A 15,335-nucleotide genomic window follows, 5' to 3' on the forward strand; every position below is an offset into this window, starting at 1 on the left:
GTGAAAGTTGCACGCTGGGTTCTTAGGAGGGCGGCACTTGGTAACAAGTGTCGTCTATCCGACATTTCCGTGTTAGAAACCGAACCATTAGTTCCTAATTTTGTACAGCAATTACCACGTGTAGATACGGCCGTGACCGTCCATGACATGGACGTCATGGCCGAGCCTCCAGGGAAGGACTTGCTGCGTGTCACGGTAGTGTCTGCACATACCCCGCTGGAGGCGATGGATAAAAACATGATAGACAGGCATTGTTAATGGCATCAATAGGATTAATCATGCCTGGCTTGTTGGTTTAGTTATGTTGGTTTATCGAAGAGGCATCTAATGAATGAACATATTCACATGTTGTTTGTTGCCAATAAGGCCTAGGTTTGCCGAAGGGGTTTAACTTATGTGGTTTGTTTGGTATATTTTATACAATGAGTTCTGTGTGATGTAATTTTTAATAAAAAGGTAATATGATGGAAACAAATAGTACAGATTGGCGATATACAGTTATGCCGGCCGTGTTTACATGGCTAAAAGAGTCAGAATCCGGTGCCGTTGAAATAGACCTTGAAGCAACCCAAAAATACGCTGCAGATATTTTGAAAGTTCAAGGCAAGGGCGGAAGCAGAATGGGTGGGCTTGTCGGCTCTGGCACTCTGGGTGAGAATAGCTACCTAAGCTCTGAACAGCGTCTTTCTTTACTTAAAGCCCTTTCTGATGTTGCTAAACAATATAATGTTCCATTAATCAGCGGCGCTGCGGCCGAAACTAAAGAAGAGCTGGCTAAAATCGTTGCAGAACTCGCGACGGTTGGAGTGGATACTGTAATGGTGATGCCACCCAAAACTAAGGAAGCGCCTTCTGATGAAGAAATGTATGCTTACTATGAGCTTTCTGCAATAGCTGCAAAAGAGGCGGGCATAACAATTATGCCTTACAACAACCCAGATGCAGCCGGATATCATGCGCTTTCAACAGATATTCTTAGAAAACTTGCAGCTCTACCTGAAGTAACGGCTCTTAAAATATCAACTACAGATGTTTCAACTATCGAAACGCTGATGTTAGAGAACAAAGATTTAAAAATCTTGGCAGGTGTTGACACTGTAACTGTACATGCAGGACTTGCTGGCGCATGCGGTGGTATTACCGGTGTAGGGTGTATATTCCCAAAAGCGAGTGTCTCTATGCAAGAGTACGTTAATAATGGCGAATGGGCTGAGGCAAACAAAATTTCTCAGGCTATGAATTCTATCTCATACCTTGATGCTCAACCATTGCTTATGGAATACCTTAAGTTTGCTTTTGGTATTCACCATAATGACGCTGATGGCGGTCTTCTTACCCTTGGTAAGAAGCTAACTCAAGAGCAAATTGATGATGTCCGCGCAAGATATCTTCTAGCGAAAGAAAGACTTGAAGTTCTGGGTTTAGCTGACTAATCCTTTCAAATCTTCAAAAAGAGAAAGCTCCGTTTTTACGGGGCTTTTTGTTTCCGCCTTCAGAATTAAAAAGCGTGCTTAATTTGGAGGGATTATCAAGATATTCCTTTTTTAAATCTTGTAGCCTACAGGCAATTCATAATCGGTTATGCCTATTGCACCAATATCATGGTCTATTGCTTTCTTAAATAATGTAACAACGTAATTATCCCTGTCAGTCCCATTTTCGCCACTCAGGACCCTTAGGGTAAATTTGCATTGTTAACTCCATTTAAAATTAAAACTTTTAGACTGAAAACATTTAGGTGCCTAAGAAATTAGGGTCTTACCAGACCATCCAGACCATTCAGACCATCCAGACCATCCATGTTTCTCGTTCGTAGCACAAAGCTTTGCTTTACTCGCTGGCTTCAGTAATGTTTGCGCATGCGCCCGCAGCAGGCGATTGATAACCATGAAGCAATAATCCAGAACACACTTCCCCGTAGCGAATACAAAAAATGCAATCAGCCTTCATTCGAAGGTAAGCATATTTTTTAAGCTTAAATTAATAAAAGGCTATTAATTCTTATTTAGATCCGCTAAAAATATTATTACCGTTCATCAGTTTTTGAGTGCAATGCAACAGGCCTGCAGTTATAAACCACATATGAGGGTAGGTGATCAGTCATATCCTGCCTATGAGCTAAAGAACTTACTTTGCTATCTTAAACAGCATTATTCGCCAGCATCTGTCGCTCAGCTATATGCAGATATTGGCATCGGTGAGGCTGAACTTATGCTGAGTGAGTTTGTGTATGTGTGGCAGGTTGATTATGCAATGAGTTATATCCGCCGCTTGAGCCAAGATCCTGAGGTTGCAGCAAAAGCTGCAACGGCATATCGAGTGATAGATCTGGCTGTATTACTGCCTTATTTAGCTGAATTTAACACTTTGGGACAATGCTTACAGTTCGCTGTCTCTCACCCTGAACTTGTAGGCAGCTTTTCTGACACCTTGCTGAGAAATTATGACGGTAAGCTGCATGTTAGATGGTTAAATACCAATAAAGTCGATACAGAGCGTTATAGCAGTCAGTTCCAGCATAGTCTCTGCTCTTTGTTGGCATTTGCTAAGGAGTTGACTGGGAACAATATCCGGCTCTGTCAGGTGAATTTTGCTGAGGCTGAACGTGGGGCTGAGTTTCTCATTAACCAGTCTGGTGCTGACGTTCATTTCAACTGTGAATTTTTTGAGTGGTCGATTGAGCACCGATATCTTAATTTGCCGATAATCTTTAAGTTTGAGCAGCCTGTTAATCGGCTATGCATTGATAATTCGGGATCTTATGTTTCTGATGTTTTGAGTGTTTTACGATTACACGCACCAGAGCTACCGAGCATGGAGGCGATGGCTGAAACACAAAATATGAGTGCTAGAACCTTTAGGCGTAAGTTGGCCAATGCTAATACCAGTTATCAAAAGTTGGTGGATCAAGTTCGCTGCCAAATGGCGATAGACTTGATTTTAACCAGTGATTATTCGATTGAAGCGATCTCGGAACTGATGGGCTTTAGCGATGTGAGCCATTTCAGACAGAGTTTTAAGCACTGGATTGGTCATCCTCCTGGTCACTTTCATCGGTTAAATCGCCCACTTACAGAGAGTGTTACTCGTAACTAGGCGACGGTTCTGCCGCCTATATCGCGAATTAATTTCAGTGCTGACAGTTACCTACCTCAGGTGCCATCTCATCAATCCATTGCTCAATGAGCGCTACTGCATCAGTATGAGCGATACTGCGGCCAATGGGCGGCATCCTGTCCTTGGCTGAATTTAACTCCTGTCGATACACCAAAATCGAATGGTCTCCGTCTCCAGGAATAATATCGTAAGACAGTCCTCTTGCACCGCCATCCCAACCAGGAGGTTGTTTACAAATCCCGTATTCAAAGCTGGTATGGTCAACATAGAAGCCCAGTCTTAATCCTGAAATACTGGCAAACCCTTGCGGGTTATGACAATGGGCGCAATTAATGTCGAGATAGCCTTTTGCTCTGCTTGTGAGTGGTGCTGACTCATCAAAAATATCATAAGCCTTACCGACATTGCCAAGAGCGGGTAAACCCGTTAGCCTGCCAGTTTGTTGCCAAAGGTGGAGCTGGTTTATCTGAGAACCTTGATAACGGACTTCGCGATTAAGCAGGTGCGCTTTTAAGCCGATCGGCTCAATACGACTGCTATCGCTACTGGTTTGGTGGCATAACTTACATTCAGCTCGACTGGGAACGTGATAATCAAAACTTTGGCTCGTGCCTTTATGGTTTAGTGTATGTGAAATGTCTTTTCCGGCGACCTGCAGTGTAGCTTCTCCGTCTTGCCAGATATAGGGCAGCGTCGTCCAGCCAGTGTCTCTGTGGATCAAAAGCCGTGTTTCAATCAATACTTCGTTATTTGCACCGGTAACTTGCGTATCAAATGGCAAAGAGAAGGTTTTCACCAGCACCGTTCCAACTGGCATATCGAAGGTTCCGGTAGGGTCAAAAGCGATAACTTTATCTTCAGGCACAAAAATAAAGCGGTGTTTGCTGGCATAGTTAGAGAAAAGTTGAGTCGATAGTTGGTAGTTTATCCCCGGAGCCACAGGGGAGCTTGTAGGGATACTGGGGTCGATAAATAAGCCATATTGAGCCAAAGTGTCACACTCTTCATTCATCAATGCGTCCCAATTTACCTCAGTCGTATTGGCTTCGCAGGCAGAGCTTGGAGCCGAGTCAGGTGTGGGATCTGGAGTGACGCTAGGAGTATCTGGTTGTATAGCCACTTCAGCCGGCTCATCAGAGCCACCGCAGCTCATTAAAGGCATGAGTAGGGTAAGTAAAATGAGTTTACGCATACATCACCTAGGGTTATTTTGGTGTTAGAAAAAAGGCCGGGAGTTCCCGGCCTTTATATTAATGAGTGCTGCGCTGACTTATGTAAGCTAAATCATTAGCAGCGCTCTCATACCATTACTCTTGCAGTCAGTCAGTTAGTTAGAGCAGCTTGCTTGTGGTAAGCGCTTAATCCACTCGTTGATGAGGGCGACACCTTCAGCGTGGGATAAGCTACGTCCAATCTCAGGCATTCTGTCACCAGGGTTATTGGTTTCCATTCTAAAGTGAAGAATTGACTCCTCAGGTTTACCTGGAACGATATCAAAACCGAGTGAACCACCGCCATAAGCAACAGGTGACTTACAGGTACCGTGGGATAGACCCGCATCATCAGCATAGGCTCTCCAATACTCGAGCTTGAGGCCGGTATTCGATGCATTACCCTCAGGGCGGTGACAATGGGCACAGTTTATATCTAAGTAGCCCTTAGCTGCATCCATGAGATCGCTATCTGATAGCTGAGCAACACTGGCTTCATCACCATCGTTATAAGCGGGCACTGTATCAATGGTCGCAATATCTGGTACACCTTGCAAAATACCTGCTGCTTGCCACTTTAATAGCTGGTTCATGCTGCCGTCACTGTAGGCGTAATCTTTATTCAGATGACGTGCTTTAGGACCAATAGGCACAAATTTAGCGGGGCTGTCAGCATCAGGTTTAAACTGATGACACTGCTTACACTGGTTCATGCTCGGTACAACATAGTCAAACTCCATGTCTGCACCGTTATGCATAACGCTCTTGCCTTGGATTGCACCAGCTTTTGCTAATACGGCATCAGATTTTTGGGCATTCCACACATAAGGTAGTGCAGTCCAACCTGTTGCACGGTTGATTAGTAGACGTGTTTCAACTAAATCTTCGTTAGTAATACCGCGTTTGCTGGTATCTGCAGGTAGCGCGAATGATTTCACTATGACAGTACCCACAGGGAAGTCCATTGATTCTGTTGCCGAGTAGTTGGCTTTCATTCCTTCAGGCACAAATACATAGCGGTACTTACTCGAATAATCGGTAAATAGCTGGGTATTCATATCGTAAGGAATACCGCCAGAGTTTGGCGCGTCGGTTGGGTTGCTCATATCAGAGAACAGATTGTAGTCAGATAGGTTCGGGCAGTTAGCCTTGAGTAGGGCATCCCAAGATGCGTTTGCCCCTTCAGCCTTACAAAGACTTAAGTCACCATCACCCTCTAAGCCACCTTCGTTTTCGCCGATGCTGCCACCGCCGCCAATGAGGTTACCGCCATCACAGCCTTCGGTTTCATCATCGACACCGCAACCAAAGATTTGGTCACCAAAGGTAACGGTATGAACAGGCAAGCTGACTTGTTGACACTTCATGATGTCGGCTTGAGTTTTCTCATACAGGAATTCAGGGCGGGCCACATCTGTGTTGTCATTTGCATATAAACGACCAAAAGAGACGTCGCCATTGTCGCTGGCACACACGTTATCACTCCCGTCGGCGGCGAATGGCAGTTCTTGTAGACCTAAATAAGCGGCGGTACCGTTGTTTGACAGTAACTCACCGAGTCCATCGTAAAGAACGCCCGGGAACTGACCGTGAGTAAACAGATAGCCTTTAATAATATCGTCAATCAGATAGCCGTTTGGCTTTTTGCCGTAACCTTCAATAACATTATCGTGAAGGTAGATATTGCGTGGCGTAGGTCGCCAGCCATCTTCGATCGGCTGACCTGGTTGACCGTAGTTAGCAACAAAGGTCGAGATATCGGGCTCTGCGATGAAGAAACTTGAGATGGTTACACCCATGGTATCGTGGTTAGTGATCTCATTGTTGAAGATCTCGACATCATCGGTAGACAGAATAATCATCCCAGTTCCCGGTGGAACGATATGTACACCTGCTGGGTTGGCTGAGGCGTTAGCAAAGTTCTTTGTATTGTTATCATAAACTTTGTTATTAAAAATTCGCACACTTGAGCCGTACCTGTGGTTACCAATGGGTAAGTCAAATACTAAAATACCACCGGTATTACCCATGGCTTCGTTATCATATACGTCGGCATACTTTGAATTTTCAATCTCAATACCAGCCACGTTTTCTTTGGCGATATTGCGACGTACAACGATATATTGTGACTGACCGACATAAATACCAGCGTCTGCACTACCACGGACATAGGTATCTTCAATAAGGATGTTTTCACACTCTACCGGGTAGAGACCGTAGGCCCCGTTGCCTTCATCTAGCTCACCTTCCCATACTGTCGCGAGGCGGCGTAAGATAATCCCATTAGTATTTTTGAGCTTAATACCATTGTTTTTGGCTTCGTTAACCGATAGATCCTGAATGATAATGTTGACCGCATTCTGAACAAAAATACCATCACCTGAGTTAGCGTTTGAGAAGTCTAGAACCGTCTCTTCCATGCCGTAACCCATAATGGTCACGTTCTTTGCATAGCTGCCGTCACCATCAACATCGCCATCAAATAGCAAGGTTGATTCGATCTCAAAGTTGCCCTTAGGCAGAACGATGACATCGCCACTTTGGGCATTAATCAGCGCTTCCTGAATACGGATAGTTAGGTTTTCACCCTCTTCTATCATGATGGCGCCATCGGGGAAGGCGGGACTCGGTTCTGGTGCAGGTGTTACGACTTCTGTCGTTTCGTCTACTACCTCATTTTCGTCATCTGATGAACAAGCCCCTAAGCTTATTGCAATAGCGCTGGCTATCAAAGTCGGCATGAGCCATGAAGGTTTCTTGTTGAGCATAGCGTCTCCAAAATTATTGTTATTATGCGACTACTAGATTGCACTGACGTACAATATAAGCAATGTGAAATGTGGACAACAATTTCGCAACATGGTGTTATCAATTGGTTTTTGGGCATGGCTTAAACAAGGCCGGTGGTTTTAACTACTGAAAAATATTGTGAAGACGGTCACATTTAAACGCGCGTGTTAAAACAGCATGATTGAATGTATCGATTGATATTTTACCGAACCCTTACTGGTTTATTGGCCTCTTTCACTCAATTCATTTAGTGGCAGCTGAGCAATATGCAGCGTAGATAAAGGCCGGGAGACAGGCAAATACTGACAACATAACCAAAAAATCCCTGACATGGATCATGGCAGGGATTTTATTTAAAGCGTCAATACACTTACAGCGGATCTTAGATATCGATACCAAAACCGACGATAAACTGATAATCGTCTTGCTTAGGGATAAAGCCATTTGAGTCTGGCTGCGGATTATTGATGCGATCCCAAACAAATGACAAATCTAAGTCGAATATGCTCGTTAGCTCAATCGCTAATGTTGCAATTGCATGGTGGGTGTAGCCACCTGATTTTTCGTTGCCGTACTGAATGCGGTACAAGGTATTGAAATCGATATCACTGGTGATTTCGGTGTCATACACAGTTTCAACCACCATGGCGGCACTGCCGTCGTCAATTTTTTCGCCTGCTGCTACTTCATCAAAGCGAGTGTAAGTATATGCAGGACCGCCACTGATACTCCATTCTGTTTTAGAGTTGTCTATGATGTTGTAACCCAAACCCGAACCGACTGTGATTCGATAAGCGATGTTTGAGAAAGGGTCTTTATAGACTTCGGCAAACACAGGTCTTAAGTAGAACTGCTTTGAGATAAACCAGTCAAAGTTAGTGTTGATACGGTGGTTATTAATGCGGTTTTCACCATCAGTTTTAGAGTAGTTACCGATGTAATCTAGGTTAAATCGAGACTCGGTTGTACGGCGCATCGTTTTTGCTAGTGCGCTGTAATCGATTTGATCTGTATTTCCACTTCTAAAGTTGGCACCTAAGCTGATTTTACTCGACCAGTAATTGGCCTCAGATTGATCGCCAGCAATAATCGTCATGATCTGTGAGTTATCAAACTCCTCACCATTGATATAAGACTTACCGTTCTCTACTAATAAGTGACCCGTTTTAGTCGTAAGATCGGTAAAACCTATGCTGACGAGATTGCTACTTTGTAGCACTTTAACGTCTTCCCAGTCGATATAAACGGTATCGAGTTCATCACTTTCAAACTCTAGCTTATCGTCATAAAGGTTTTTAATTTCACCTTTAAGTAGTTCAAGAGACGTGAGCTGTAGCCAATCATATTGACTATCCACTGGTGGGTAGAGCAGCTCTGGTGTCATCGACTGTTCTTGAGCGACGGCTTGTGCTTTTAGTGTGGTATCTTCTGCAGACAAGGCAGAACTGGAGTAAACGGCGGCGAGACAACTCGCCGCTATAAGTGTATAGCGCATTTGGTATTCCATTAAAATCGTCCTGAGTTACAACTGTCCTATGGCTGACTTTATTATGTTGAGATCAGCTTTTATTAAGATACGAATTCGCGAGTCAGGTTAAATATTAAACAATTGGTGCAATGATTTAATGCAGATTATAAGGCCTGCTCAAACCATGGCAACATAAAATCGGCAATTGTTGGCTGCGCTTTTTGGTTAGGATGAATACCATCTCTTTGCATTAATGAGGAGTCGGTGACTATCTGCTCCATGAAAAATGGCATCAAGGTCAGCTCATGTTCTGTTGCGAGCTCTGTAAAAACGGTACGTATTTGTGACGCATACCTTGGCCCATAATTTGGGGGCACCATGATCTCGCTAAGCAAAATAGTGATTTGCTGCGCTTTTGCAAGCTCAATGATTTTTGTAAGATTTGTTTTCAACTGTTTTGGTGGAAAACCACGTAGTCCGTCGTTACCGCCAAGTTCAATTAATAAGACTTCAGGCTGAGCAGACTCAAGCAGAGCGGGCAGTCTACGTAGACCGCCTGCGGACGTTTCGCCGCTAACCGAGCCATTTACAATGGTGTGCTCTGGCATTTTTTCACGTAATAATTGTACCCAGCCTTCATTTTCAGGCATACCATAACTTGCACTTAGGCTATCACCTAGGATTAATATAGGGGCAGCACTCAGTGGAAAGCTGCTGAAAATCAATAATAAGACCAAACCGCCGAGCCGGCTTTTTAAGTCGAAGAAGGATTCTATGTCTGAAAATAGCGCCATAACCGTAAGTCACCTAGTTAAATCAGTTGTTACTCAAGAGGGAGAACTGACTATCCTCAACGGCATTAATATGGATGTCAAGCAGGGAGAGAGTGTGGCGATCCTTGGACCATCGGGTTCGGGTAAATCAACCTTGTTAGGACTACTCGCCGCATTAGACTCACCAACCAGTGGTTCGATACACCTCGATGGTGTGGCTTTAGAAAAACTAAATGAAGAGTCTAAAGCTGCACTACGTAAACAAAAGGTCAGTTTCATTTTTCAATCTTTTATGTTGGTCGACACCTTAAATGCACTTGAAAATGTGATGTTGCCGGCTGAACTTGCCGGTGTAACGAAGGCTAAGGAGAAAGCCGAATCGATGCTTGAACGAGTGGGATTAAGCCATCGTTTAACTCATTTTCCGAATCAGTTATCTGGTGGTGAACAACAAAGAGTGGCGATTGCCAGGGCGTTTATCTGTGAGCCTAAGGTGTTGTTTGCCGATGAACCAACAGGGAATTTAGATTCGGCTAATAGCGATAAGATTGCTGATATGCTGTTTGAACTGAACCGTGAAAGTGACACGACCTTGGTTCTGGTGACTCATGACATGCAGCTTGCGAGTCGTTGTGAACGTCAGTTAATTATGGACTCAGGCCATTTGAGTGAAAAAGGTGTGCAACAACCGACCAAGCAAGATGTTAGTCATACCGAGGCGGGTACGGATGACGCCGAAGAGGCAAGCGCATGGAGTTAAGTTTAGCTTGGCGATTATTTAAAAGAGAGCTGTCCCAGGGGCAATTGTTGCTGATTATTCTGGCCATTACCTTGGCCGTATTGTCGGTAACAGGGCTTGCGAGCGTGAGTGAGCGCTTGCAGTTAGCCATTAACGGTCAAGCCTCAAAGTTTATTGCCGCTGATCGTATTATTGACTCTCCGGATCAAATTGATCCGACAATATTAACCTTGGCTGACGAGCTAGGTTTAGCTCGCGTAGCAAGTATGCAGTTCAACTCGATGGTGTACGCTGGCGATGCGTTTCAGTTAGTTACCGTCAGAGCGGTCGAGCAGGGATATCCATTAAAAGGGGATATCGAACTGAGCAGTGGCGCAGCTAATGGCTTACCTCTACCAAACACTATCTGGTTTGAAACCCGCTTAGGCGGCTTATTAAGTTATCCAGAGCAGATAGAACTTGGCAATGCGAACTTCACTTTATCCAATGAAATTATTCGCCTGCCTGATGCTGGCTTTAATCCGTTCGCATCATCCCCTGTGGTGTTGATGCGGATTGAGGATGTGGCTAAAACGAAGGTCATTCAACCGGGTAGTCGAGTGACTTATCGTTACCAATTTACGGGTGACTCAGGGCAATTAGCGGCATTTGAACAACAGGTAAAACCGCTGCTAAATACGAGCCAACGTTGGGTTGATGTGCAGTCTGGAGATTCTCCTATTGCCGAGGCGGTAAAGCGTGCTGAGCGTTTTTTACTGCTAGCCAGTTTGTTAGGAATTGCGCTTGCCTGCGCAGCCATAGGTATTGCAGCGCAGCGTTATTGCCAGCGCCATTATGATGTGGTGGCCATGCTAAAGACATTTGGCGCCTCAGCAAAACAAATTCGTGTTCTTTTTGGTACTCATCTATTGCTGGTTACCGCCGTCGGTGTGCTGCTTGGTTTACTCGGTGGTTTTGTCTTAGATAGAGGCATTACCGCATTTTTACCGGCAGAAATTGCTGCTTATATGCCACCAATCGGCAGGCCAATTATGTTGGGGATAGGCACGGGCTTTATTAGTGCTTTTATGTTCTCGGCATATCCACTGATGCGTTTATTGGCCATTCCCCCTTTAAGAGTGCTTCAACGTCAGCTTGAAGGGTTACAGCTAGGCATGTGGTTGCATCTTTTGTTAAGTCTTAGCGCCATGGCACTGCTTGGATATTTATATTCGCAAAGTTTAGCGCTGACATTAACCGTTGTTGCTGCGGTATTGTTACTGGGGCTTTTACTGAGCGTGCTGGGTTTTTTCATGATCCGCTTGGGCCACAGCGTGGGCATGAAAACGACTAACCCACTGCAATTGGCATTAGCGGGTCTTAGACGCCGTGCTAAACAAAACGCGGTGCAGCTTGTCGGCTTTAGTAGTGCGCTAGTATTACTACTGACGATTTTGGCCCTTAGGCAAGATTTATTGCAAGAGTGGCAAAAGCAGCTTCCTGAGTACTCACCTAACTATTTCTTGGTTAATATCGCACCGGAAGAGACACAAACCATTAGCGACTTCTTGGCGCCACACCTTAAGTCTGCACCGGTTATTTATCCAGTGATCCGTGGTCGGTTAACGGCGATTAATGGACAAGAGTTGATCTCCAGAGCACAAGAGCAAGATGGCGTAGAGGGTAGAGTCGGAATCTCCAGAGAGTTGAACTTAACCTATAGAGAGAGCATGCCGCCCAATAATGAAATTTTAGAAGGGCAGTTTAACCAAGATAAGTTCGATGTATCAGTTGAGTCCGGTGTTGCCGAGCGTTTAGGCTTATCAATGGGGGATAGCTTAACTTACACCATAGATAACCAAGATCTTACGGTAAATGTTGCTAGCATTCGCGCCGTTCATTGGGAAACGCTGCAGCCTAATTTCTTTATGATTTTTACTAAAGAAGCGCTAGCCCCATTTGCGTATACCTCGATGTCGAGTTTTCATTTAGAGGATTCTCAGCGTGGGCTAATTCTGGATTTGATTAAGCAATTTCCGACGGTATCAATTATTGATGTGGGGGCCATGGTAAGCCAGCTAAGGCAGATTATCGACCAGGTTTCCTTATCACTCACTCTTGTATTGATATTGGTGTTACTTGCTAGTGCCTTGGTGATGATAGCTCAGACTGAAGCAGGTATGGCAACCAGACAAAGAGAGTTGGCTGTATTACGTACTTTTGGTGCATCAGGCTGGTTATTGCGCGCAGCAACGGGGCTTGAGTTTGCGCTGCTTGGCACCATAGCGGGGGTACTGGCGGTGATCGTTGCCGAGTTCACCTTATATTTATTAAAGACACAGGTGTTTGAACTTAACGTGTATATGCACTGGCCATGGTGGGGAATTGCGCCTTTATGTGGCGGCTTAGTGGTTGCGCTATTGGGTATTTGGCGTTGTAGACAATTGCTCAATAAGTCATGTGGTGAGTTACTTAAAGGGCATTAATGGCGGTCCATTGAAAAAGAGAACAGTTTCGAGATTCTCAATTCGAGCTTCTTAATTCGATAATAAAAACCCAAAAAGAAAAGGGGTAGCTTAGCTATCCCTTTTCTTTTTTGCTTTTTAACTTTTTATTGTTGTCGATTTTGATGGGGTATTATTGAGATCTAAGTAACGTTACTTAAGCAGCACCTGCTTGAGTGCGAGTTCCAGTTCTGGATATTCGAACTGGAAACCAGAGGCTAATGTGCGCTTAGGCGTAACGTATTGCCCCTCAATTAATAGGCAAGACATCTCACCGAGAGCGAATCTCAGTGCAAAGGCCGGCACAGGAATAAAGGCGGGTCGTTGTAATACGCTAGCAAGAGTTCGGGTAAAGTATTTGTTGCTCACAGGGTTAGGGGAGCTGCCGTTGTATACGCCTTTACAATCAGGGCTGTTGAGTAAGTGAAGGAACAGTTGAATAAGATCCGATTGATGGATCCAGCTCATACCTTGCTCCCCATCGGCAATGGGGCCACCAAGTCCTAATTTAAATGCGGGTAACATCTTAGCGAGTGCTCCGCCCGCACTGCCAAGAACCAGCCCAATACGGACAATGCATACTCGAGTTTGCTCACTATCTGCCGTCAATGCGCCTTCTTCCCAGCGCTGACAAACCTGGTGGGTAAATTCGGCTAAATTGGTACTGCTGGTTTGATAGTTTTCATCGACCGCGTGTTGACCTTGATTACCGTAATAACCCACAGCAGAAGCACTTATAAAAGTGTGTGGAGGCGTGGTACTTTTCGCAATCAATGAAGTTAGCTGCTCGGTGAGGGTCCATCTACTGTTGCAGATCGCGAGTTTTTGTAAGCCGCTCCAGCGCTTGGCTGCGATGGGCTCGCCTGCGAGGTTAATTACAGCATCAAATTGATCTAAGTTATTTAGCTCATCGAGCGAAATGATGTAATGATGTTTAGCGCCGAGCTTAATGGCTGAGCGCTGGGGATCACGACTAAGGATGGTTAATTGGTGTTGCGGATCGATGGCATTAACCAGTTGCGTACCGATAAACCCGCTGGCGCCAGTCATTAATATATTCATAGGCTTAAATAGATATTCTCAATTTAGGGGCTAATCATGATGATTAAGGCCATGACATTTAGTACGCCAGAGAGTGAGTGTTAGATCTATTGCTTTTGATAGCATAGCTCTAGTGACACTGAATCTGCGAAGCGTAAAGCATGTGGTTTATCAATTTCTACTTTAGCAAAGTCGACCCATGGGTGTTCACTGGCAATATCTAAGACTTGGCTAGTAAGGTTTTCCAATAAAGAAAAGCGGTTGTTTTCAACTAAAGCAATGATCTTTTTCGTAATCGTGCGATAATTCAAAGCATCATCCATATTATCGCTGTTTCTCGCTCTATCAGCACAGTAGTGAATAACTACGTTAATGGTGACATCTTGCTTATTTTGTATTTCGTCTTCCTTAATGCCAATAAAGGTACGTAATCTTAGGTTCTTAATACGGATCACGGCGATTTCTGGTTTCATAGATAACGATGTCCCTGTTGTAGTGTTATAAGAAGCAGTTTATATAACCCTATCAATATTATAGTGAATCAAGAAGGATTTTATTGTAATGACTCGATTTGAGAATCAAGGCGTGGCATTTAAGGGCTTTGCTATTTCAGCGTTTATCGTTGTTATTTTAGCAGGCATTAAAGCTGCTAGCCCGATTGTGGTGCCTTTTGTGCTATCAGTGTTTATCGCAGTGATTTGTAATCCAATGATCAGTTGGATGACACGTCACCGAACACCACGTGGCTTAGCTGTGCTGCTGCTGATGGTGTTTATTGTGTTGATGGGGCTATGGCTTGCATCGGTGGTGGGCACCTCGATTAACGAGTTTTCGAAACAACTCCCTTTTTACCGCGATCAGCTGATAGGGCATTTTTCTTGGGTAGTCGAGAAGCTCGCGTCGTTTAATATCCACATCTCCAAAGAGCAGATCTTGGCATATTTCGATCCTGGGGTCGCATTGTCGATGACGACAAATATGTTGTCTGGTGTGGGCAGTGTGATGGCTAACTTATTCCTGATTATTTTGACAGTTGTATTCATGTTATTTGAATCGAATGGTTTTTCGACCAAAATGCATTTGGCGCTGGACGATCCAGATATGCGCTTAAAGCAGGTAGACCGATTCTTACATTCAGTGAATCAATATATGGTGATTAAGACGCTAGTCAGTTTAGCGACCGGCCTTATTATTGGTGTTGGTCTTTACTTTATTGGCGTCGACTATGCTTTGCTATGGGGCGTGATAGCGTTTCTGTTTAACTACATTCCTAATATCGGTTCAATCATAGCCGCTATTCCTTCTGTACTATTGGCATTTATCCAATTAGGCCCTGGAGCGGCTGGTGGCGTGGCGTTATTGTATCTTGGTACAAATACGGTTATGGGCAATGCCGTTGAGCCTAGATATATGGGCAAGGGCTTAGGTTTATCGACCTTAGTGGTATTTTTATCATTGATCTTCTGGGGCTGGTTATTAGGCTCTGTAGGCATGTTATTGTCTGTGCCATTGACTATGATTGTAAAAATAGCTTTAGAGTCGAGCTCTGGCGGCCGCTGGCTAGCGGTGTTACTCGGTGATGATATCTCAGAGGCACAACTCCAAGAGGTAAAAGAGCCCGGATCAGCTACGTCAGAAAATGAACTGTTAGAAAGTAATCCGTTAGAGGGAGCTCAATTAGAGAGTTCAGAGTTAAAGAATAGAGAAAAGTGA

Annotated in this window: 11 protein-coding genes and 1 pseudogene; 6 read left to right on the top strand and 6 right to left on the bottom strand. The window is 44.4% G+C overall.

The features are described 5' to 3' along the window. The 3 genes and pseudogenes from ACVBJC_RS15095 to ACVBJC_RS15105 form a co-directional block, all read left to right on the top strand. A pseudogene (locus ACVBJC_RS15095) lies at positions 1-258 on the top strand (hypothetical protein); the annotation flags it as partial. Positions 259-464: 206 nt separating this feature from the next. Further along, on the top strand, positions 465-1,433 hold the full coding sequence (locus ACVBJC_RS15100) for a dihydrodipicolinate synthase family protein (protein ID WP_447161731.1): 969 nt from the start codon (positions 465-467) through the stop codon (positions 1,431-1,433). 649 nt (positions 1,434-2,082) lie between these two features. Next, entirely contained in the window at positions 2,083-3,096 is a 1,014-nt protein-coding gene (locus ACVBJC_RS15105) for a helix-turn-helix domain-containing protein (RefSeq protein ID WP_447164946.1), read from the top strand. A 34-nt stretch (positions 3,097-3,130) separates the two neighbouring features. Here ACVBJC_RS15105 and ACVBJC_RS15110 read toward each other — a convergent pair whose 3' ends face one another. The 4 genes from ACVBJC_RS15110 to ACVBJC_RS15125 all read right to left on the bottom strand — a co-directional run bounded on the left by ACVBJC_RS15110 (position 3,131) and on the right by ACVBJC_RS15125 (position 9,380). Then, positions 3,131-4,309, bottom strand: a complete 1,179-nt coding sequence (locus tag ACVBJC_RS15110) for an SO2930 family diheme c-type cytochrome (RefSeq protein WP_447161729.1) — start codon at positions 4,307-4,309, stop codon at positions 3,131-3,133. Positions 4,310-4,444: 135 nt separating this feature from the next. Continuing rightward, a complete protein-coding gene (locus ACVBJC_RS15115) occupies positions 4,445-7,096 on the bottom strand; it encodes a parallel beta-helix domain-containing protein (RefSeq protein ID WP_447161728.1) in 2,652 nt (883 codons plus the stop codon). 404 nt (positions 7,097-7,500) lie between these two features. Continuing rightward, a complete protein-coding gene (locus tag ACVBJC_RS15120; RefSeq protein WP_447161727.1) occupies positions 7,501-8,613 on the bottom strand; it encodes a DUF481 domain-containing protein in 1,113 nt (370 codons plus the stop codon). Positions 8,614-8,750: 137 nt separating this feature from the next. Further along, positions 8,751-9,380, bottom strand: coding sequence for an arylesterase (locus ACVBJC_RS15125; RefSeq protein WP_447161726.1), 630 nt, complete (start codon positions 9,378-9,380; stop codon positions 8,751-8,753). Here ACVBJC_RS15125 and ACVBJC_RS15130 point away from each other — a divergent pair. Together ACVBJC_RS15130 and ACVBJC_RS15135 are read left to right on the top strand one after the other, a co-directional pair. After that, the gene (locus tag ACVBJC_RS15130) at positions 9,361-10,119 is read left to right on the top strand and encodes an ABC transporter ATP-binding protein (protein ID WP_447161725.1); all 759 of its coding nucleotides are present in this window, start codon (positions 9,361-9,363) and stop codon (positions 10,117-10,119) included. The genes ACVBJC_RS15125 and ACVBJC_RS15130 overlap by 20 nt on opposite strands. After that, complete coding sequence (locus ACVBJC_RS15135; protein ID WP_447161724.1) at positions 10,110-12,563, top strand: ABC transporter permease; 2,454 nt, start codon at positions 10,110-10,112, stop codon at positions 12,561-12,563. Before ACVBJC_RS15130 ends, ACVBJC_RS15135 begins: the two co-directional genes overlap by 10 nt. A gap of 171 nt (positions 12,564-12,734) precedes the next feature. Here the strand turns inward: ACVBJC_RS15135 and ACVBJC_RS15140 are convergent, their stop codons facing one another. Both ACVBJC_RS15140 and folX read right to left on the bottom strand, forming a co-directional pair. After that, positions 12,735-13,643 carry a TIGR01777 family oxidoreductase gene (locus tag ACVBJC_RS15140; protein ID WP_447161723.1) on the bottom strand — a complete coding sequence of 303 codons (909 nt, stop codon included), beginning with the start codon at positions 13,641-13,643 and terminating at the stop codon, positions 12,735-12,737. Positions 13,644-13,729: 86 nt separating this feature from the next. Continuing rightward, positions 13,730-14,095: a dihydroneopterin triphosphate 2'-epimerase gene (gene folX, locus ACVBJC_RS15145; RefSeq protein WP_447161722.1), complete on the bottom strand. Its 366-nt coding sequence runs from the start codon at positions 14,093-14,095 to the stop codon at positions 13,730-13,732. 88 nt (positions 14,096-14,183) lie between these two features. Here folX and ACVBJC_RS15150 point away from each other — a divergent pair, with 88 nt between their 5' ends. Continuing rightward, a complete protein-coding gene (locus ACVBJC_RS15150; RefSeq protein WP_447161721.1) occupies positions 14,184-15,335 on the top strand; it encodes an AI-2E family transporter in 1,152 nt (383 codons plus the stop codon).

This window comes from Shewanella sp. 0m-6 (assembly GCF_052977325.1).

Excerpts from the sequence above, each read along its gene's own strand:
- ACVBJC_RS15115 (WP_447161728.1), bottom strand. The coding sequence starts at position 7,096 with ATGCTCAACAAGAAACCTTCATGGCTCATGCCGACTTTGATAGCCAGC.
- folX (WP_447161722.1), bottom strand. The coding sequence starts at position 14,095 with ATGAAACCAGAAATCGCCGTGATCCGTATTAAGAACCTAAGATTACGT.
- ACVBJC_RS15135 (WP_447161724.1), top strand. The coding sequence starts at position 10,110 with ATGGAGTTAAGTTTAGCTTGGCGATTATTTAAAAGAGAGCTGTCCCAG.
- ACVBJC_RS15100 (WP_447161731.1), top strand. The coding sequence starts at position 465 with ATGGAAACAAATAGTACAGATTGGCGATATACAGTTATGCCGGCCGTG.
- ACVBJC_RS15140 (WP_447161723.1), bottom strand. The coding sequence starts at position 13,643 with ATGAATATATTAATGACTGGCGCCAGCGGGTTTATCGGTACGCAACTG.
- ACVBJC_RS15150 (WP_447161721.1), top strand. The coding sequence starts at position 14,184 with ATGACTCGATTTGAGAATCAAGGCGTGGCATTTAAGGGCTTTGCTATT.
- ACVBJC_RS15105 (WP_447164946.1), top strand. The coding sequence starts at position 2,083 with ATGAGGGTAGGTGATCAGTCATATCCTGCCTATGAGCTAAAGAACTTA.
- ACVBJC_RS15120 (WP_447161727.1), bottom strand. The coding sequence starts at position 8,613 with ATGCGCTATACACTTATAGCGGCGAGTTGTCTCGCCGCCGTTTACTCC.
- ACVBJC_RS15125 (WP_447161726.1), bottom strand. The coding sequence starts at position 9,380 with ATGGCGCTATTTTCAGACATAGAATCCTTCTTCGACTTAAAAAGCCGG.
- ACVBJC_RS15110 (WP_447161729.1), bottom strand. The coding sequence starts at position 4,309 with ATGCGTAAACTCATTTTACTTACCCTACTCATGCCTTTAATGAGCTGC.
- ACVBJC_RS15130 (WP_447161725.1), top strand. The coding sequence starts at position 9,361 with ATGTCTGAAAATAGCGCCATAACCGTAAGTCACCTAGTTAAATCAGTT.